At 70.9% G+C, this 17,322-nt stretch carries 19 protein-coding genes; 13 read left to right on the forward strand and 6 right to left on the reverse strand.

What is annotated here, in order from left to right; translation table 11 throughout:
- The first annotated feature begins 51 nt into the window (after positions 1-51).
- From J2S22_RS21795 to J2S22_RS21830, 8 genes are all read left to right on the forward strand, one after another.
- Positions 52-1,281 carry an integrase core domain-containing protein gene (locus J2S22_RS21795; RefSeq protein ID WP_370878236.1) on the forward strand — a complete coding sequence of 410 codons (1,230 nt, stop codon included), beginning with the start codon at positions 52-54 and terminating at the stop codon, positions 1,279-1,281.
- 32 nt (positions 1,282-1,313) lie between these two features.
- Positions 1,314-3,560 carry a penicillin-binding protein 1C gene (gene pbpC / locus J2S22_RS21800; RefSeq protein ID WP_307155872.1) on the forward strand — a complete coding sequence of 749 codons (2,247 nt, stop codon included), beginning with the start codon at positions 1,314-1,316 and terminating at the stop codon, positions 3,558-3,560.
- Between the two features lie 254 nt (positions 3,561-3,814).
- Positions 3,815-5,539 (forward strand): ArnT family glycosyltransferase, encoded by a 1,725-nt coding sequence (locus J2S22_RS21805; protein ID WP_272780602.1) that lies wholly within the window; start codon positions 3,815-3,817, stop codon positions 5,537-5,539.
- On the forward strand, positions 5,536-6,387 hold the full coding sequence (locus J2S22_RS21810) for a phosphatase PAP2 family protein (protein ID WP_272780603.1): 852 nt from the start codon (positions 5,536-5,538) through the stop codon (positions 6,385-6,387). The genes J2S22_RS21805 and J2S22_RS21810 overlap by 4 nt, the downstream gene beginning before the upstream one ends.
- 40 nt (positions 6,388-6,427) lie before the next feature.
- On the forward strand, positions 6,428-7,168 hold the full coding sequence (locus J2S22_RS21815; RefSeq protein WP_272780604.1) for a glycosyltransferase family 2 protein: 741 nt from the start codon (positions 6,428-6,430) through the stop codon (positions 7,166-7,168).
- Positions 7,168-7,515: a lipid-A-disaccharide synthase N-terminal domain-containing protein gene (locus J2S22_RS21820; protein WP_272780605.1), complete on the forward strand. Its 348-nt coding sequence runs from the start codon at positions 7,168-7,170 to the stop codon at positions 7,513-7,515. The genes J2S22_RS21815 and J2S22_RS21820 overlap by 1 nt, the downstream gene beginning before the upstream one ends.
- Positions 7,516-7,610: 95 nt before the next feature.
- Positions 7,611-7,937: a type II toxin-antitoxin system RelE/ParE family toxin gene (locus J2S22_RS21825; protein ID WP_272780606.1), complete on the forward strand. Its 327-nt coding sequence runs from the start codon at positions 7,611-7,613 to the stop codon at positions 7,935-7,937.
- Positions 7,938-7,941: 4 nt separating this feature from the next.
- Positions 7,942-8,259: a helix-turn-helix domain-containing transcriptional regulator gene (locus tag J2S22_RS21830; RefSeq protein ID WP_272780607.1), complete on the forward strand. Its 318-nt coding sequence runs from the start codon at positions 7,942-7,944 to the stop codon at positions 8,257-8,259.
- 24 nt (positions 8,260-8,283) lie between these two features.
- Here J2S22_RS21830 and metC read toward each other — a convergent pair whose 3' ends face one another.
- Positions 8,284-9,486 carry a cystathionine beta-lyase gene (gene metC / locus J2S22_RS21835; protein WP_272780608.1) on the reverse strand — a complete coding sequence of 401 codons (1,203 nt, stop codon included), beginning with the start codon at positions 9,484-9,486 and terminating at the stop codon, positions 8,284-8,286.
- Between the two features lie 346 nt (positions 9,487-9,832).
- Here metC and J2S22_RS21840 point away from each other — a divergent pair, with 346 nt between their 5' ends.
- From J2S22_RS21840 to J2S22_RS21855, 4 genes are all read left to right on the forward strand, one after another.
- Positions 9,833-10,849, forward strand: a complete 1,017-nt coding sequence (locus tag J2S22_RS21840; protein WP_272780609.1) for an amino acid ABC transporter substrate-binding protein — start codon at positions 9,833-9,835, stop codon at positions 10,847-10,849.
- A 25-nt stretch (positions 10,850-10,874) separates the two neighbouring features.
- A complete protein-coding gene (locus tag J2S22_RS21845) occupies positions 10,875-12,077 on the forward strand; it encodes an amino acid ABC transporter permease (protein ID WP_272780610.1) in 1,203 nt (400 codons plus the stop codon).
- A gap of 244 nt (positions 12,078-12,321) precedes the next feature.
- Complete coding sequence (locus J2S22_RS21850; RefSeq protein WP_272780611.1) at positions 12,322-13,485, forward strand: amino acid ABC transporter permease; 1,164 nt, start codon at positions 12,322-12,324, stop codon at positions 13,483-13,485.
- Between the two features lie 71 nt (positions 13,486-13,556).
- Positions 13,557-14,285: an amino acid ABC transporter ATP-binding protein gene (locus tag J2S22_RS21855; RefSeq protein WP_370878238.1), complete on the forward strand. Its 729-nt coding sequence runs from the start codon at positions 13,557-13,559 to the stop codon at positions 14,283-14,285.
- Between the two features lie 12 nt (positions 14,286-14,297).
- Here the strand turns inward: J2S22_RS21855 and J2S22_RS21860 are convergent, their stop codons facing one another.
- The 5 genes from J2S22_RS21860 to J2S22_RS21880 form a co-directional block, all read right to left on the reverse strand.
- A complete protein-coding gene (locus tag J2S22_RS21860) occupies positions 14,298-14,603 on the reverse strand; it encodes a ribonuclease toxin HepT-like protein (protein WP_272780613.1) in 306 nt (101 codons plus the stop codon).
- Positions 14,603-14,788, reverse strand: a complete 186-nt coding sequence (locus tag J2S22_RS21865; RefSeq protein ID WP_272780614.1) for a hypothetical protein — start codon at positions 14,786-14,788, stop codon at positions 14,603-14,605. The genes J2S22_RS21860 and J2S22_RS21865 overlap by 1 nt, the downstream gene beginning before the upstream one ends.
- Positions 14,769-15,119, reverse strand: a complete 351-nt coding sequence (locus J2S22_RS21870) for a nucleotidyltransferase domain-containing protein (RefSeq protein WP_272780615.1) — start codon at positions 15,117-15,119, stop codon at positions 14,769-14,771. The genes J2S22_RS21865 and J2S22_RS21870 overlap by 20 nt, the downstream gene beginning before the upstream one ends.
- A 95-nt stretch (positions 15,120-15,214) precedes the next feature.
- Positions 15,215-16,066, reverse strand: a complete 852-nt coding sequence (gene sseA / locus J2S22_RS21875) for a 3-mercaptopyruvate sulfurtransferase (RefSeq protein WP_272780616.1) — start codon at positions 16,064-16,066, stop codon at positions 15,215-15,217.
- 72 nt (positions 16,067-16,138) lie between these two features.
- A complete protein-coding gene (locus tag J2S22_RS21880; RefSeq protein ID WP_272780617.1) occupies positions 16,139-16,861 on the reverse strand; it encodes an alanyl-tRNA editing protein in 723 nt (240 codons plus the stop codon).
- Between the two features lie 221 nt (positions 16,862-17,082).
- Here J2S22_RS21880 and J2S22_RS21885 point away from each other — a divergent pair, with 221 nt between their 5' ends.
- Positions 17,083-17,238, forward strand: a complete 156-nt coding sequence (locus J2S22_RS21885) for a DUF3096 domain-containing protein (protein WP_272780618.1) — start codon at positions 17,083-17,085, stop codon at positions 17,236-17,238.
- The last annotated feature ends 84 nt before the right edge of the window (positions 17,239-17,322 follow it).

A 17,322-nucleotide genomic window follows, 5' to 3' on the forward strand; every position in this document is an offset into this window, starting at 1 on the left:
GACCGACGACATGGGTGACAGGTCTAGAGATCGGCGGGGAGGGCCTTGCCGATGGGCTGGAAGGAGACCTGCGCCGTGGACGAGCGGATGCGCTTTGTTTTGGCGATCGAGGCTGGGGACGAGCCTGTGGCGGCGGTCTGTCGTCGGTTCGGGGTGAGCCGGAAGAGCGGCTACAAATGGCTGGAGCGGTATCGATCGGAGGGTTTGGCAGGGCTGGCGGACCGCTCGCGGGCGCCGCGGCATCATGCGTGCGCGGTGAGTGCCGAGGCGATCGAGCGCTGCCTTTCGGTACGGCGGGCGCATCCGACCTGGGGTCCGTTGAAGGTTCGGGCGTTCCTGGTCCGGCAGGCGCCGGCGCTGGTGTGGCCGGCGGCGAGCACGATCGGGGCGCTGTTCGACCGCGAAGGGCTGACGGTGAAGCGGCGGCTGCGGCGGCGGGTTCCGCCGGGGGCGCCGTTCGGGGCGTGCGCGTCAGCCAACGACACCTGGTGCATGGACTTCAAGGGCTGGTTCGTGACCGGGGACGGGACGCGTTGCGAGCCGTGGACGCTGCAGGATGCGCACAGCCGTTATCTGCTGCGCTGCCAGGCGCTGCCGCGCACCGACGGGGCGCATGTGTGGCCTGTGCTGGAGGCGGCGTTCCGGGAGTTCGGGCTGCCGCTGCGGCTGCGCTCGGACAACGGGGCGCCGTTCGCCTCGGGTGGCGCCGGCGGGCTGTCGCGGCTTTCGATCAAGATCATGATCAAGATCATCAAGGCGGGGGTGACACCGGAACGGATCCGGCCCGGCAAGCCGCAGCAGAACGGCCGTCTGGAGCGGCTGCATCTGACGCTGCTGCAGGACACGGCCTCGCCGCCGGCCGGCACTCTGCGCGATCAGCTGGAGCGGTTCCGGGCGTTTCGGCGGACCTACAACGAGGAGCGCCCGCACCAGGCGCTCGCCGACGCGACGCCGGCCGAGCACTTCGCCGCGTCGCCGCGTCGCCGCGTCGGCGTGCTGCGCGAGCCGGAGTACCCCGCGGCCGACGCGGTGCGGCGGGTGCGCAGCAACGGCGAGATCAAGTGGGGCGGCCGGCTCGTCTACGTCAACGAGGCGCTGGCCGGCGAGCCGGTCGGTCTGTTCGAGGACGAGGACGGTCGCGTCGAGGTGATCTTTGGACCGGTCCTGCTCGGCGTCATAACGCCCGGCGACGACCGGCTGAAGCGGCCGAAGCGCTGTGGACTTGTGGACGACGCAGCGCGTCGCCCACAGAGCCCACAGCCCCCACAATCGCAGCAATAGCAGACCTGAACGAAACGGGAATTGTGTCACCCATGTCCCAGGTCAGATCTGTAACCTATGTTCCCGGTTGCTCACGGGCCGAGCGGAGCGAGGCTCGGCCGGGTGAGGGGGGCTTCCCCGAGCTCGGAGCTCGTGGCACGCCCCCTCACCCGGTTCCGAGCAGCGCTCGGAACCACCCTCTCCCACGAGGGGAGAGGGTCTTTCGCGCCCGCTCGACGTTCGTTGCGATCATCGCTGCCGTGCTCGTCGCATCGGCCCTCGGCGCCGGCGCGCTGTGGGTGAACTCCCTCGGCCCGCCGCCGCTCGGCAAGGATCTCGCCTGGTCGACCGTGGTGCTCGACCGCGACGGCCGCATCCTCCGGCCCTATGCCACGCCCGAGGGCCGCTGGCGGCTGCGGGCAGCGCGCCAGGACGTCGATCCGCGCTTCTTCGAGCTGCTGCTCGCCTACGAGGACCGGCGGTTTCGCGACCACGCCGGCGTCGACCCCCGGGCCTTCGGCCGGGCGGCCCTGCAGCTCGCGACCAACGGGCGGGTCGTGTCGGGCGGATCGACCCTCACCATGCAGGTGGCCCGGCTGCTCGAGCCGCGCACCGAGCGGTCGCTCGCGGCGAAGCTCCGCCAGGCGGTGCGCGCCGTTCAGATCGAGCGGGTCCTGTCGAAGGACGAGATCCTCGGCCTCTATTTGTCGCTCGCGCCCTATGGCGGCAACCTGGAGGGCATCCGGGCGGCCTCGCTCGCCTGGTTCGGCAAGGAGCCGCGGCGGCTGACGCTCGGCGAGGCGGCGCTGCTCGTCGCGCTGCCGCAGTCGCCGGAGGCGCGGCGGCCGGACCGCTCCCCCGAGACGGCTCGGCGCGCCCGCGACCGGGTGCTCGACCGGATGGCCGCGGCCGGCGTGATCGAGCCGGGCGAGATCGACCGGGCCAAGGCCGAGCCGGTGCCGACCGGGCGCCGGCCGATGCCCATGCTGGCGCCGCACACGGCCGACCGGCTGGCTGCCGAGGCGCCGCAGAAATCATTGCACCGAACGACCTTGGAGGCACCGCTTCAAGTCGCGTTCGAAGCTCTTGCAAAGGACCGGGCGGCGGCCCTCGGTCCCGACCTCTCGGTCGCGGTGCTGGCGGTGGAGCACGCCACGGGCGAGGTTCTGGCCCGGGTCGGCTCGGCCGACTGGGCGGACGCCCGCCGGGCCGGCCAAGTGGACATGACGCTGGCGGTGCGCTCGCCCGGCTCGACCCTCAAGCCGCTGATCTTCGGCCTCGGCTTCGAGGACGGCTTTCTCCATCCCGAGACGCTGCTTGACGACCGGCCGGTCCGCTACGGCGCCTATGCGCCCGAGAACTTCGACCTGACCTTTCAGGGGACCGTGACGGCCCGGAAGGCGCTGCAGCTGTCGCTCAACGTCCCGGCCGTGCAGGTGCTGGACAAGATCGGGCCGAACCGCTTCGCCGCCCGCATCGCCCAGGCCGGCGCGCGGCTGGTGCTGCCGCCCGGCGAGGCGCCCGGCCTCGCGATGGGGCTCGGCGGCACCGGCATCACGCTGGCCGACCTGGTGCGGCTCTACGGCGGGCTCGCCCGGCTCGGCACCACCGTCCCCCTCGCCGAGCGGCTCGACGAGGCGGGGCTCGTTCCGCCGCCCGAGCAGACGCTGCGGCTGCTCGATCCGGTGGCGGCCTGGTCGGTCGGCAACGTGCTGCTCGGCGCGCCGCCGCCCGAGAACGCGGTCGGCGGCCGCATCGCCTTCAAGACCGGCACGTCCTACGGCTATCGCGACGCCTGGGCGGTCGGCTTCGACGGCCGCCGCACCATCGGCGTGTGGGTCGGCCGGCCGGACGGGGCGCCGGTGCCCGGCATGATCGGCCGCGGCACCGCGGCGCCGATCCTGTTCGATGCGTTCGCCAGGCTGGGAAAGCCGATCGCCCCGCTGCCGCCGGCGCCGCGCGGCACCCTGTTCGCGTCCACGGGCAAGCTGCCGCTGCCGCTGCAGCGCTTCCGCCCCGGCGCACTGCCGAGCGCCGGCAGCGAGCCGCCCCTGAAGATCGTCTTCCCGCCGAACGGCGCCCGCCTGGAGCTCGCCGCCGAGGCCGGCGAGACGGCCGCGCTCGCCGTCAAGGTCGCCGGCGGCTCCGGGCCGGTCACGGTGCTGATGGACGGCCTGCCGCGGGCGACGCTGCGCGACCGCCGCACCGTCACCGTGACGCCCGACGGTCCCGGCTTCGTCCGCCTCACCGTCACGGATTCCTCCGGCGCCACCGACAGCGTGCTGGTGCGGGTGCAGTAGCGGGCCGGCGTGTCGGTCCCGTCATGCCCGCGCCTGTCGCGGCATCCATCGCGACGCCGCCACGAGGGCGTGGATCGCCGGGACGAGCCGTCCGTGATCGGACGAGAACTCAAGAATCGGGTCCAAGATGTTGATTTCAGGATAATTTCGTCAGTGTTGCCGCATCGCGACACGGCAGGAATGCGCGGCGGCGGGGCGCTTTCCCCCCCGACGGCTTTTCTCTATTGTCCGCGCGACTTCAGCAGGACCCGGGAATGTCCGCCACAACCTTCGGAACCGCACCGAGCCGGTACACTGCCGCGCGCCTCCGGGCGCTGCTCGCCTGGGCGGCGGCGCGGCATCGCAATGCCGTGATCCTGCTCGTCGCGGTGTCGCTGCTGTCGTTCCTGCCGGGCATCTTCCAGCTGCCGCCGATCGACCGCGACGAGGCGCGCTTCGCCCAGGCCACCAAGCAGATGCTGGAGAGCGGCGACCTCGTCGACATCCGCTTCCAGGAGGAGAGCCGCTACAAGAAGCCGGTCGGCATCTATTGGCTGCAGGCCGCCGTGGTCGGCACCGCCGAGGCGATCGGCGTGCCGGAGGCGCGGGCCCGTATGTGGCTCTACCGGGTGCCGTCGATCCTCGGCGCCGTCGGGGCCGTGCTGCTGACCTACTGGACGGCGCTCGCCTTCGTGTCGCGCCGCGCCGCCGTGCTCGCCGGCCTGATGCTGGCGAGCTCGATCCTGCTCGCCGTCGAGGCGCGGCTCGCCAAGACCGACGCCGTCCTGTTCGCCACCGTGGTGGCCGCCATGGGGGCGATGGCGCGCGCCTATCTGATCGAGCGGGCCTTCCGGCCCGATCCCTGGCACCCCTGGGCGCTACCGGCGATCTTCTGGACCGCGATGGCCGCGGGCTTCCTGATCAAGGGCCCGCTGATCGTCATGGTGGTCGGCCTCGCCGTGGCGGCGCTGGCGATCGCCGACCGCTCGGCCCGTTTCGTGCTGCGGCTGAAGCCGCTGCCGGGACTCGCCTGGATGCTGCTCCTGGTGCTGCCCTGGTTCGTCGCCATCGTGCTCAAGAGCGGCGCCGGCTTCTTCGAGGAGTCGCTCGGCCGCGACCTGCTGTCCAAGGTCGGCAGCGGCCAGGAGGCGCACGGGGCGCCGCCCGGCTACTACTTCGTGCTGTTCTGGGGCACGTTCTTCCCGGCCTCGATCCTGGTGCCGATGGCCTTCATGGCCGTGTGGAAGAGCCGCGGCGTGCCCGAGGTCCGCTACCTGCTCGCATGGCTGGTCCCGACCTGGCTGGTGTTCGAGGCGGCGATGACCAAGCTGCCGCACTACGTGCTGCCGGTCTATCCGGCGATCGCGATCCTGCTCGCCATGGCGATCGACCGCGACGCGCTGTCGCGGAACATCTGGCTGCGCCGGGCGCCGATGTGGTGGTTCATCCTCACGGCCGTGATCGCGATCGGCCTGATCGTGATCAACATCTGGATCGGCCAGCGGTTCGGACCGATCACCTGGGGCCTGTCGGCCGTCGCCCTGATCGCGGCCCTGTTCGCCTGGTGGCTGTTCGAGGCGGACGGCGTCGAGGTGTCGTTCATGCGCATGGTCGTCGCCATGATGGTGCTGTTCACGGCGGCCTTCTCGGCGACCTTCCCGACCATCGGGGCGCTGTTCCCGTCGCTGCAGCTCGCCCGCTTCGTCGCCTTCGGCAAATGCCAGGACGTGCAGGCGGCGACCGCCGGCTACCACGAGCCGAGCCTCGTCTTCCTGGTCGGCACCGAGCTGCGCCACGTCTCGGGCGCCGGGGCCGCCGACTTCCTCGCCCGCGGCGGGCGCTGCCGCTACGCCTTCGTCGAGAAGGGGCACGAACGCGCCTTCGTCCAGCGGGCCGACGCCATCGGGCTGCGCTACGGCATCGGCGTGCGGGTCGAGGGCGTCAACTATTCGAGCGGCCGGGCGGTCTCGATCCAGACCTTCGTCGGGGTCGACCCGTGACGGCCGTGACCGGACCCGGCGAGGCCGTGGCGGCGCGCGACGGGGGCGCGTTGCGCTCGCTCGGCCGCAACGTGGCGGCCTGGTTCGCGGTGCTGTTCGGCAAGCCGTCGCGGCCGGGGCGGACGCCGGGCTTCAAGGCGCTCGTGCTGGCGCATCGCCGGCAGGCGGCCGTCGCCCTGGCGGTAATTCTCGCCACCATGCTGCTGGTCGACCCGCTCGCCCCGCACGTGAAGGCGGCGCCGCGGCTCGTCGTCGGCGTGTTCGAGGACATTACCGATCTCGGCCGTTCCGGCTACATCCTCGTTCCGGTCGCCCTGGCGATGGTGTGGATCGCGGCGCTGCTGCGGCCCGGGCTCGACCGCATCTCCCGCGCCGTGCTGGCCGCCTTCGTGGTGCGGCTCGGCTTCGTCTTCGTCGCCGTCGGCCTGCCGGGCCTCGTCGCCACCATCGTCAAGCGCTGGATTGGACGGGTGCGTCCCTCGGAGCTCGGGCCGTGGGCCTACCAGCCCCTGTCCTGGCGGTCCGAATGGGCGAGCCTGCCGTCCGGCCACACCGTCACGGCCTTCGCGGCGCTGGTCGCGATCGGCGCCGTCTGGCCGGCGGCGCGGCCGTGGCTGTGGATCTACGCGCTGCTGATCGCGCTCAGCCGGGTGATCGTCTCGGCCCATTTCCCGAGCGACGTGATCGCCGGCGCCGCCTTCGGGGCGTTCGGGGCCGTGCTGGTGCGCGAATGGTTCGCGTCCCGCCGGCTCGGCTTCACGGCCGCCCCCGACGGCACCGTCCGGGCGCTGCCCGGCCCGTCGCTGCCCCGTGTGCTGCGGGCGCTCGCCACCGCGGTGGAGCGGTGAGGGCAGGGCGCCCACGACCTCTTCAGGAGCCATTCCTTCGATGACCCAGACTGGACCGGGACCGGCCGTGGCCGTGGTGGTGCCCGTGCGCAACGAGGCCGAGAACGTCGAGCCGCTGGTCAACGAGATCGCGGTCAGCCTCGCCTCCGAGGGCCCGTTCGAGGTGATCTACGTGAACGACGGCTCGACCGACGACACCGCCGCGGCGATCGACCGGCTGCGCGCCGAGCGGCCGTGGCTGCGCCAGGTGCGGCACGCGGCCTCCTGCGGCCAGTCGGCGGCGGTGCGCACCGGCGTCGCCGCGGCGCGTGCGCCGCTGGTGGCCACCCTCGACGGCGACGGCCAGAACGATCCCGCCTTCATCCCGGCGATGCTCGACCGGCTGCGCCGGGATCACCAGATCGGCCTCGTCGCCGGCCAGCGGGTCGGCCGCAAGGACACCGGCTTCAAGCGCTTCCAGTCGCGCGTCGCCAACAAGGTGCGCAGCGCCGTGCTCAAGGACGGCACCCGCGACACCGGCTGCGGCCTCAAGGCGTTCCGCCGCGAGGTGTTCCTGGCGCTGCCCTATTTCGACGGCCTGCACCGCTTCCTGCCCGCCCTGGTGCGGCGCGACGGGTGGACCATCGCCTATGTCGACGTGAAGGACCGGCCGCGCCGCCACGGCACCTCGAAATACGGCTTCTGGGACCGGCTGTGGATCGGAATCCTCGATTTGGCCGGAGTCTGGTGGCTGATCCGGCGCCGCAAGCAGGTGCCGCAGGTCACGGAGGTGGACCGCTGATGCTGATCGATCTGTCGCAGGCCGTCGGCGGCTATCTCTACGACGTCTTCGTCACCCGGCTCGACTGGTGGGTGTTCCTCGGCATCGTCGCCCAGGGCCTGTTCACCATGCGGTTCGTGGTGCAGTGGCTCGCCTCCGAGAGGGCTGGCCGGAGCGTCGTGCCGATGGCGTTCTGGTGGCTGTCGATCTCGGGCGGCCTGCTGCTCCTGTTCTACGCCCTCTACCGGCGCGACCCGGTGTTCATCGCCGGTCAGGGCTTCGGCGTGTTCGTCTACCTGCGCAATCTCCAGTTCGTCCTGCGCGAGCGCAAGGCGGGCCGGGAGGTGCAGGGCAAGGGGATGGGGTGAGGGCGGGATTTCTTCTGCAACCAGAGGTATGTTTTCGCGGCGTATCGTGAAAGGCTGGACGATTTCAGGGTTGGTAACGTTTATGGTACCAATAAATGCTCCAGGTCTTGGAGTATCTCGATCTCTCCGGCCGAAGTCCGTTCGGGCGCTGGTTCTCTGAACTGGATGCCAGGGCCGCTGCCAAGATCTCGGTCGCGTTGGCGCGGATGGAGCAGGGCAATCTGTCGAGCGTGAAGTCCGTCGGCTCGGGCGTTTTCGAACATCGAATCGATTTCGGCCCCGGCTACAGGATCTATTTCGGGCGCGACGGCGAGGTTCTGGTCGTCCTGCTCGGGGGTGGCTCGAAGGTCCGGCAGCAATCGGATATCGCGGCCGCCCAGGCGCGCTGGGCCGATTACAGGGCACGCAAGCGGAGACGCTGACGCAATGGCGCTGACCCGGGACTTCAAGCAGACCATGAAGGCGCGCGCCGAGCGCGATCCGGCTTTCCGCAACGCGCTGCTCACGGAGGCGGCCGAGCTGCTTCTTTCCGGCGATCTCGACGCTGGCAAAGCCGTGCTGCGCGACTACATCAACACCACGATCGGCTTCGAACGCCTCGCCCAGGAAACCGGCACGCCGGCCAAGAGCCTGATGCGGATGCTCGGACCGGGCGGCAACCCTCGCGCCAGCAATTTGCTCGCGGTGATCGCCAGCCTCCAGCGAGTCGGCAGGGTGAAGCTCGCCGTCGCGGTCGGGCAGTAGGTCGCCGCCCGGCAGCCTGATCCCTCACCCCGCCGCCGCGTTCAGCGCCGCGAACCCGCCTTCCAGGTCGGCGATCAGGTCGGAGACGTCCTCCAGCCCGATGTGGAACCGGATGGTCGGGCCGCCGGGCGCCCAGGTGGTGGCGGTACGGATCGTCGTGCAGTCGAACGGGATCGCCAGGCTCTCGTAGCCGCCCCAGGAGGCGCCGATGCCGAACAGCGACAGCGCGTTCAGGAAGGCGTTGATCGCCCGGCCCGGCACCGGGCGGAACACCACCGAGAACAGGCCGCTCGACCCGGTGAAGTCGCGCTTCCACAGGGCGTGACCGGGATGCGAGGGCAGGGCGGGGTGGAGGACCTTCAGCACCTCCGGCCGCGCCTCGAACCAGCGCGCCACCGCGAGCGCCGCCTCCTGGTGGGCGGCGAGCCGCACCGCCATGGTGCGCAGCCCGCGCTGGGCGAGGTTCATGTCGTCGGGACCGACGCACAGGCCCATGCCGAAGACGGTGTCGCGCAGCGCCTTGTTGGTCCGCTCGTTGGCCGCGACGCAGCCGAACATGACGTCGGAATGGCCGCCGATATACTTGGTGCCGGACTGGATCGAGAGATCGACGCCGTGGTCCAGGGCGCGGAAATAGAGCGGCGTCGCCCAGGTGTTGTCCATCAGCACCACGGCGCCGCGGGCGTGCGCCGCCGCGGCGATCGCCGGGATGTCCTGGATCTCGAACGACAGCGAGCCCGGCGCCTCGACGAACACGGCCTTGGTGTTCGGCCGCATCAGCGCCTCGATGCCGGCGCCGACCAGGGGGTCGTAATAGGTGGTCGTGATGCCCCAGCGCACCAGCACGGTGTCGCAGACGGTGCGGGTCGGGTCGTAGGCGGAGTCCGACACCAGCACGTGGTCGCCGGCGTCGACCACCGAGAGCAGCGCGGCCGAGATGGCGGCGAGCCCGGAGGGCAGCAGGCAGACGCCGGCGCAGGCCGGCCCCTCGATCGCCGCCAGGGCGCTCTCCAGGGCCTCCGAGGTCGGGGTGCCGCGGCGGGCGTACTTGTAGCGCGAGCGCCGCGCCAGGTAGTCCTCGGCGGTCGGGTAGAGCACGGTCGAGCCGTGGAACACCGGGGTATTGACGAAGCCGTAGTGCTCGTCCGGGCGGCGGCCGCCGACGACCAGGCGGGTGCGGTCGGCGCGGGCGCTCGCCGCGCCGGGGCGATCGTCGGGGCTCTTCATGGGCGGGGCATCCTCGGCAGGTCGTTCGGGTTGTCAGCGAGCCGCGGCCGGAAGCCCGGGGGCGCCTCGGCCGGGGGTGGCGTGCGACGGCCGAGCACTTGACCGGGCCCGGCATTCGTTCTGATATGCCGGTCCGGAACGCGCTCCGGTGCACTCACCGCGTGCAGCGGCCGATTCTCGGCACGACATTTTCGGCACGAGACACGCAATTCTCGGCACGAGACATGCATCGGCTTGCGGCATGAATTCAGAGGGCGCTCGGAGCATCAGCTCGGACGTTTCGATCGGTCGCAGCGACCGATCGCTGCCCATGCACCGGACTCCACGCACTGTCAATGAGGCGATCATGAAACGGGTTTTCGTCGTTCTGCTCGCCGCGTGCGCAGCCCTGGCCACGGGCGCGCCTGCGGAGGCGGCGACTCTCGACAACATCAAGGCGCGCGGCTCGCTGAACTGCGGCGCCAACGGCCAGCTCCCGGGCTTCGGCATGCCGGACGCCCAGGGCATCTGGACCGGCTTCGACGTCGAGCTCTGCCGCGCCGTCGCGGCCGCGATCTTCAACGATCCGCAGAAGGTCAAGTTCGTCGCCCTCACCGCCAAGGACCGCTTCACCGCACTGCAGTCCGGCGACATCGACGTCCTCATCCGCAACACCACCTGGACCCTGTCGCGCGACACCCAGCTCGGCCTCAACGCCACCGGCATCAACTACTTCGACGGCCAGGGCTTCATCGTCCGCAAGTCGCTCAAGCTCAACTCGGCGCTCGAGCTGAACGACGCCGCCGTCTGCGTGCAGCAGGGCACCACGACCGAGCTCAATCTCTCCGACTATTTCCGCGCCAACAAGATGCGGCTGAAGTCGGTCACCTTCGCGACCCTCGACGAGGCCCTGAAGGCCTACGACACCGGCCGCTGCGACGCCTACACGACGGACGCCTCGCAGCTCTACAGCGTGCGGCTGAAGCTCGCCCGCCCGGACGAGCACGTGGTGCTGCCCGAGATCGTCTCCAAGGAGCCGTTCTCGGCCTTCGTGCGCCACGGCGACGACCAGTGGTTCGACATCGTGCGCTGGACCATCTTCGCCATGCTCAACGCCGAGGAGTTCGGCATCACCAAGGCCAATGTCGACGAGCAGGCGAAGTCCGACAACCCGGAGATCAAGCGGCTGCTCGGCACCGAGGGCAATTTCGGCGAGGCGCTCGGCTTGACCAAGGATTGGGCGGTTCGCATCGTCAAGGGCGTCGGCAACTACGGCGAGGTGTTCGAGCGGACGATCGGGCAGGGTTCGCCGCTGAAGATCACCCGCGGCCAGAACGCCCTGTGGACCAAGGGCGGCCTCCACTACGCACCGCCGGTGCGGTGACGGCGGCCGCGCGGCGGACCGCCCCATGAGCGAGCGGGCCGCCCCCGGCACTGCGGCTTCCGCCAGCGCGGTGGTCGACGTGCCGCTGTGGCGGCGGCCGCGGGTGCGCGGCATCGTCTACCAGGCGGTGCTGTGCCTGGTGGTGGCGCTGCTCGCCTGGGCGGCGATCGCCAACGTCTCGGAGAACCTCGCCCGCGCCAATATCGCGACCGGCTTCGACTTCTGGAACGTCACGGCCGGCTTCGACATCTCGCAGACGCTGATCCCGTACTCGGCGCAGGCCTCGACCTACGGGCGCGCCTTCTGGGTCGGCCTCCTCAACACGCTGCTGGTCGCCGTGCTCGGCATCGTGCTGGCGACCGTGCTGGGATTCCTGATCGGCATCGGCCGGCTGTCGCACAACTTCCTGGTGTCGAAGCTGTGCGGCGGCTATGTCGAGCTGATCCGCAACGTGCCGCTGCTGCTGCAGCTCCTGTTCTGGTACAACGCCGTCCTCAAGGCCCTGCCGGAGATCCGCGAGAGCGTGGCGCTACCCGGCGGCGGCTATCTCAACAATCGCGGGCTGTTCCTGCCCGATCCGCAGATCGCCGGCGGCGGCGCCGTCGCGCTCGCGCTGGTCGCCGGCATCGTCCTGGCGATCGGGTTCCGGGCGCTGCACGAGCGGATCGGGCCGCTCGGGCGCGGCCGGGGGCGGACGGTCGTGTCGACGCTCCTGGTGCTGGTGCCGCCGCTCGCGACCGCCGTGGTGGTCGGCGTCTCCGTCACCTTCGCCTATCCCGAGATGGGCCGGTTCAACATCCGGGGCGGGCTCGAGGTGCTGCCCGAGTTCGTCGCCCTGCTGACCGGCCTGTCGATCTACACGGCGGCCTTCATCGCCGAGGCGGTGCGGGCCGGCCTGATGGCGGTGCCGAAAGGCCAGACCGAGGCCGCCTCGGCGCTCGGCCTGCGCCGCGGCGCGGCGCTGCGGCTCGTCATCGTGCCGCAGGCGATGCGGGTGATCGTGCCGCCGCTCACCAACCAGTATCTCAACCTCACCAAGAACTCGTCGCTGGCGGTCGCCATCGGCTATCCGGATCTCGTGCAGATCTTCACCGGCACGGTGCTCAACAACACCGGCCAGGCCATCGAGGTCGTCGTCGTCACCATGGCCGTGTACCTCTCCCTCAGCCTCGCCACCTCGGCGCTGATGAACTGGTACAACGCCTGGATCACCCCGGCGGAACGGTGAGCGGGATGATCGCACGCCTCGCAGCGGCTTCGGTTTCACCTCTCCCCGGCGGGGAGAGGCCGCAGTTCGCGCGAACGCGCGAACTGCGGGTGAGGGGGGGCCCAAGCGCGCGTCGCAAGCCCTCACCCCGAGCGCGTGCCGTCGCCCGCGCTCGACCCTCTCGCTCAGGGAGAGGGTATCGGTGGTCGCGGCGGGGCCAGACGACGAAGAGGATCGCTGTGAGCTCTTTCGGGGCGAGGTCTCCATGACCGACCTCGCCGCCGGCCCCGAGAGCCATGTCGCCTTCGTGCGCACGACGCCGGCGCCGCACGTGGCGCGGCCGCCGCTGCCGGGCGGACCGCTGCACTGGGTGCGCGCCAACCTGTTCGCGACGCCGCTCGACGGGGCGCTCACCATCCTGGTGATCCTGCTCGCCTGGTGGACGGTGCCGCCGCTCCTGGACTTCCTGATCTTCGACGCGGTGTGGAGCGGCAGCGGCCGCGACGCCTGCCTGCCGTCGGCGCAGAACCCCGATCCCGGCGCCTGCTGGGCCTTCGTGCGCACCTGGTTCTCGTTCTTCATCTACGGGCCGTATCCGCTCGCCGAGCGCTGGCGGGTCGACGTGTTCTTCGCTCTCCTGGTGTTCGGCACCGCCTGGATGCTGTGGCTCGACGCGCCGCGCCGGGATCTGGGCGCCGCCTTCTTCTTCCTGGCGCTGCCGACCGTCTCGTTCGTCCTGCTGCGCGGCTCGACGACCATCGGGCTCGAGGTGATCGACACGGCGCTGTGGGGCGGCCTGCTGGTCACGCTCGTCGTCGCCTCGGTCGGCATCGTGGTGTCGCTGCCGCTCGGCATCCTCCTCGCGCTCGGGCGGCGCTCGACCATGCCGGCGGTGCGCCTCCTGTCGATCGGCTTCATCGAGCTGGTGCGCGGCGTGCCGCTGATCACGGTGCTGTTCATGGCGAGCGTGATGCTGCCGCTGTTCGTGCCGCCCGCCTGGTCGCCCGACAAGCTGCTGCGCGCCCTGGTCGGCATCGCCATCTTCGCCTCCGCCTACATGGCCGAGGTGGTGCGGGCCGGCCTCGCCTCGATCCCCAAGGGCCAGTACGAGGCGGCCCGCGCGCTCGGGCTCGGCTACTGGCGCATGCTGGCGCTGGTCGTGCTGCCGCAGGCGCTGCGCGTCACCATCCCGAACATCGTCAACAACACCATCGCGCTGTTCAAGGACACGACGCTGGTCTTCTTCGTCGGCATCTTCGACTTCCTGCGCACCATCGAGATCGCCCGCGTCGACCCGGCATGGGCGACGCCGGTGACCAGCACCACCGGCTACGCCTTCGCGGCCATCTGCTACTTCGTCGCCTGCCACTTCATGTCGCGCTACGCGACCGGGATCGAGCGGCGGCTCGCCGCCGGCGACCGGCGCTGAAAGGATCTCCCATGGGCGTGACCACCGAGACCCGCGCCGATCCGGCCGCCACGGCCGCGGCCCCGGCCGACATCGCCGTGAAGATCAGCGGGCTCTACAAGTGGTTCGGCGAGTTCCAGGTGCTCGCCGACGTCGACCTCGAGGTGGCGCGCGGCGAGCGCATCGTCATCTGCGGGCCGTCGGGCTCGGGCAAGTCCACCCTGATCCGCTGCATCAACGCGCTGGAGCCGTTCCAGCGCGGCTCCATCGTGGTCGACGGGGTGAGCGTCACCGACGACCTCAAGCGCATCGACGAGGTGCGCCGCGAGGTCGGCATGGTGTTCCAGCAGTTCAACCTGTTCCCGCATCTCACCGTGCTGCAGAACTGCACGCTGGCGCCGATCCACGTGCGCAAGATGCCGCGCAAGGAGGCCGAGGAGATCGCCATGCGCTACCTGGCGCGGGTGCGTATCCCGGAGCAGGCCGGCAAGTATCCGGCCCAGCTCTCCGGCGGCCAGCAGCAGCGCGTCGCCATCGCCCGCGCCCTGTGCATGAGCCCGAAGATCATGATGTTCGACGAGCCGACCTCGGCGCTCGATCCCGAGATGGTCAAGGAGGTGCTCGACACCATGGTCGAGCTCGCCCAGACCGGCATGACCATGCTGTGCGTCACCCACGAGATGGGCTTCGCCCGCCAGGTCGCCGACCGCGTCGTCTTCATGGACGCCGGCCAGATCGTCGAGGTGAACACCCCCGAGGCGTTCTTCACCAGCCCGCAGCACGAGCGCACGAAGCTGTTCCTGGGGCAGATCCTGGGGTAGGGGGCGCGCAGATCACCCCTCGGCCCGGCTTCGAAGGCGGTCGAGAAACGCCTCGACCTCGAGTCGAAAGCGCTCGACAGCAGGCCCGGTCTGCGCCGCACGCTCCAGCACGATGCCGACATCGAGAATGAATCCGTAGGAATTGCGCTCCCGATGCCGGAAGGCGCGCAGGCGGTCGAGCGCGACGAAGCAGTCTTCGGAAATCACTGCGTCTCGGACGTCAGGGAACGGATGCGCCATTCGCTTGAGCAGCGAGACATGCCAGCCTTCGCTGCGTGCGACCCGCGCGCCGTCGATTTCGGCGGCGATCAGGCTCATCACCCGCTCGCAGCCAGTGTAGTCTTCTCCACGCCCGATGCGAGCCCCTGGACCGCGAGCCAGCTCCAGGCCGGGTCCGGCCCGTCGGGTGCTCGCCGGACCAGGTCGACGCCAGCAGTCAGCAGCGCGACCTCGCGCGCGATGTCTTCGAGCTCGTTCTCGACGTCAACGAAGGTCCCGCGCATCGACCGCATCCCGCACGAGGCGCTCCACCTTGTGGGTCGGGACCTCGTCCAGATAGACCACGTCGAAACGGAAGCCCGCGAGGCAATCCTCGACGAGGCCTTCGATGGCGTATTTCTGATCGCGCGGGCAATCGGTGACCAGCAGGTCGATGTCCGACCCCGACCCGAACCGTCCACCGGCGAGCGATCCGACGACCCGGGCCGTCACGCCGCGCTCTGCCAGCAGATCACACGCGGCACGCACGCGTGCGACGGCGACCGCCCGCCGGGCGGCCGTATCGGCCGCAGGGCAGTCGGTCGGGACCGTGCCGGTTGCCGGGTCTGCGCGCATCGTCGCTCTCCGAATGCGGAGCATGACAGGATATAGGCGCGCGGGCGCAGCACATCAACGCTGGCGTGTTCTCCGGCAGGAGGCCGTCGTGACGCTCACGTCGCTCCCGTCGCGATCGGGAGATCGCCGCGGCCGGCCCATTCGGTCCAGGAGCCGTCGTAGAGGGCGACCGGGTCGCGGCCCAGTGTGTGGAGGGCGATCCACAGCACGGCGGCCGAGACGCCGGAGCCGCAGGTGGTCAGCACCGGCTTGTCGAGGTCGACGCCGCCGGCCTGGAACGCGGCGCGCAGCTCGTCCGGGGATTTCAGCACCCCGTCCTGCACCAGCGCGGCGTGCGGCACGTTGAGCGAGCCCGGGATGTGGCCGGAGGGCAGGCCCGCCCGCGGCTCCGGCGCGGCGCCGGTGAAGCGGTCGGCGGCCCGGGCGTCGACCACCTGGGCGCTCTTCTCGGCGATGGTCTTCTGCACGCGGGCGACGTCGGCGACGGCGTCCGGCGGCGGCGTCACCGTGAAGGTCTTCGGCGGCCGGCTGGCGACGCCGGCCTCCACCGGCCGGCCCTCGGCGGTCCAGCGCGGGAAGCCGCCTTCGAGCACGTACACGGTCCTGGCACCGAACAGCCGGAACGTCCACCAGACGCGCGGGGCCGAGAACAGGCCGAGCCCGTCATAGACCACGATCGTGTCGGTCTCGGCGATGCCCATGGCGCCGACCGCGGCGGCGAACTCGTCCGCCGTCGGCAGCATGTGGGGCAGGGTGGTCGCCTGGTCGGCGACGGCATTGATGTCGAAGCGCAACGCGCCCGGGATGTGCGTCGCCCGGTACTCGGCTTCGGGATCGCGGTTCTGGGTCGGCAGATAGTAGGAGGCGTCGAGCACCACGAGGTCGGGCGCTCCGAGCTTTCCGGCGAGCCATTCGGTCGAGACGAAGGGCGAGGGACGGGCAGTCATGGCAGGTCCTGTGGGAGACAACGGGGAGGGAGGCGAGGGGCGGGCGGCGCGCCGGCCGAGCGGCGCAGCCGCTCAGGCGAAGGCGATGCGGACGCGACGGTTGATCTTGCCCTTCTTCTCGATCTGGGTCACCCGCACGGCGCCGATCTCGGTGGTGCGCGCCACGTGGGTGCCGCCGCAGGGCTGCAGGTCGAGTCCTGCGATCTCGATCAGCCGGACCCGACCGGTGCCCATCGGCGGCTTCACCGACATGGTCTTGACGAGGCCCGGATTGGCTTCGAGCTCGGCGTCGGTGATCCAGCGGCTGGTGACGGCGGCGTCGGTCGCGATCATGGCGGCGAGCGTCTCGGTGATCGCCTCCTTGTCGAGCCCGGCGTCCGGGATGTCGAAGTCGAGCCGGCCGTCCTGGTCGCCGACCGAGCCGCCTGTCACCGCATAGGGCAGCACGGCGGAGAGGAGATGCAGCGCCGTGTGGATGCGCATGCGCCGGTGACGCAGATCCCAGTCGATCGCGATCGTCACCGGGGCGCCGATCGCGAGCGCCGGCACGGCGGCGTCCTTCGCCGGCACGTGGGCGATCTCGGTCTTCAGCGGGTCGGTGTAGACGGCGGTCTCGATCGGAACGGTGGTGCCGTCGGCGGTGGTCAGCGTGCCGCGGTCGCCCGGCTGGCCGCCCGAGGCGGCGTAGAACACCGTGCGGTCGAGCACGATGCCGCCCTCGGGCGTGATGCCGACCACGGTCGCGCCGCAGTCGCGCAGATAGGAGTCGTCACGAAACAGGCAGTCGGTCGGCATCGGTGGTCCGTCCTTGCGCGGCGATCGTGTGCGGGACCGTCGTAATCGCATTCGCGCCGGCCGTCGAGCCGCCCGGCGCGGCCGGCGGGCCCGCGCCGAACCCGCGCGGTCGCCCGCCCGGGTCTCAATTTCCGCCGAATCGGATGAACATGCTCGGCGGTACCGCCTTGTCGGGTGGGCGCCGTGCGCCCGACCCGCCGTCCATGCTCCGGGAGCCCACCATGACCATCACGGCCGCCCACATCTCGCCGTTCGTCGCCCTCGCAGCCGGCATCCTCATCCTGATCATGCCGCGCCTGCTGAACTTCATCGTCGCCATCTACCTGATCATCGTCGGCCTGGTCGGGCTCAACGGGATCTATCACTTCATCCGGTGAACGCGGCTCGAAGCGCCCGCCTTCTGCATCGTCGTGGCCGGCGCGAGGCCGGCCACGACGGCCTTCGAGAGGGAGGCCCCTCGG

The sequence above is a fragment of the Rhodoplanes tepidamans genome (assembly GCF_030813915.1).
Lineage (GTDB): Bacteria > Pseudomonadota > Alphaproteobacteria > Rhizobiales > Xanthobacteraceae > Rhodoplanes > Rhodoplanes tepidamans.

What these genes read in the sequence shown, in the direction of transcription:
- J2S22_RS21795 (WP_370878236.1), top strand. Translation starts at nt 52, where the DNA reads ATGGGCTGGAAGGAGACCTGCGCCGTGGACGAGCGGATGCGCTTTGTT.
- pbpC (WP_307155872.1), top strand. Translation starts at nt 1,314, where the DNA reads ATGTCCCAGGTCAGATCTGTAACCTATGTTCCCGGTTGCTCACGGGCC.
- J2S22_RS21805 (WP_272780602.1), top strand. Translation starts at nt 3,815, where the DNA reads ATGTCCGCCACAACCTTCGGAACCGCACCGAGCCGGTACACTGCCGCG.
- J2S22_RS21815 (WP_272780604.1), top strand. Translation starts at nt 6,428, where the DNA reads ATGACCCAGACTGGACCGGGACCGGCCGTGGCCGTGGTGGTGCCCGTG.
- J2S22_RS21820 (WP_272780605.1), top strand. Translation starts at nt 7,168, where the DNA reads ATGCTGATCGATCTGTCGCAGGCCGTCGGCGGCTATCTCTACGACGTC.
- J2S22_RS21825 (WP_272780606.1), top strand. Translation starts at nt 7,611, where the DNA reads ATGCTCCAGGTCTTGGAGTATCTCGATCTCTCCGGCCGAAGTCCGTTC.
- J2S22_RS21830 (WP_272780607.1), top strand. Translation starts at nt 7,942, where the DNA reads ATGGCGCTGACCCGGGACTTCAAGCAGACCATGAAGGCGCGCGCCGAG.
- metC (WP_272780608.1), bottom strand. Translation starts at nt 9,486, where the DNA reads ATGAAGAGCCCCGACGATCGCCCCGGCGCGGCGAGCGCCCGCGCCGAC.
- J2S22_RS21840 (WP_272780609.1), top strand. Translation starts at nt 9,833, where the DNA reads ATGAAACGGGTTTTCGTCGTTCTGCTCGCCGCGTGCGCAGCCCTGGCC.
- J2S22_RS21845 (WP_272780610.1), top strand. Translation starts at nt 10,875, where the DNA reads ATGAGCGAGCGGGCCGCCCCCGGCACTGCGGCTTCCGCCAGCGCGGTG.
- J2S22_RS21850 (WP_272780611.1), top strand. Translation starts at nt 12,322, where the DNA reads ATGACCGACCTCGCCGCCGGCCCCGAGAGCCATGTCGCCTTCGTGCGC.
- J2S22_RS21860 (WP_272780613.1), bottom strand. Translation starts at nt 14,603, where the DNA reads ATGAGCCTGATCGCCGCCGAAATCGACGGCGCGCGGGTCGCACGCAGC.
- J2S22_RS21865 (WP_272780614.1), bottom strand. Translation starts at nt 14,788, where the DNA reads ATGCGCGGGACCTTCGTTGACGTCGAGAACGAGCTCGAAGACATCGCG.
- J2S22_RS21870 (WP_272780615.1), bottom strand. Translation starts at nt 15,119, where the DNA reads ATGCGCGCAGACCCGGCAACCGGCACGGTCCCGACCGACTGCCCTGCG.
- sseA (WP_272780616.1), bottom strand. Translation starts at nt 16,066, where the DNA reads ATGACTGCCCGTCCCTCGCCCTTCGTCTCGACCGAATGGCTCGCCGGA.
- J2S22_RS21880 (WP_272780617.1), bottom strand. Translation starts at nt 16,861, where the DNA reads ATGCCGACCGACTGCCTGTTTCGTGACGACTCCTATCTGCGCGACTGC.
- J2S22_RS21885 (WP_272780618.1), top strand. Translation starts at nt 17,083, where the DNA reads ATGACCATCACGGCCGCCCACATCTCGCCGTTCGTCGCCCTCGCAGCC.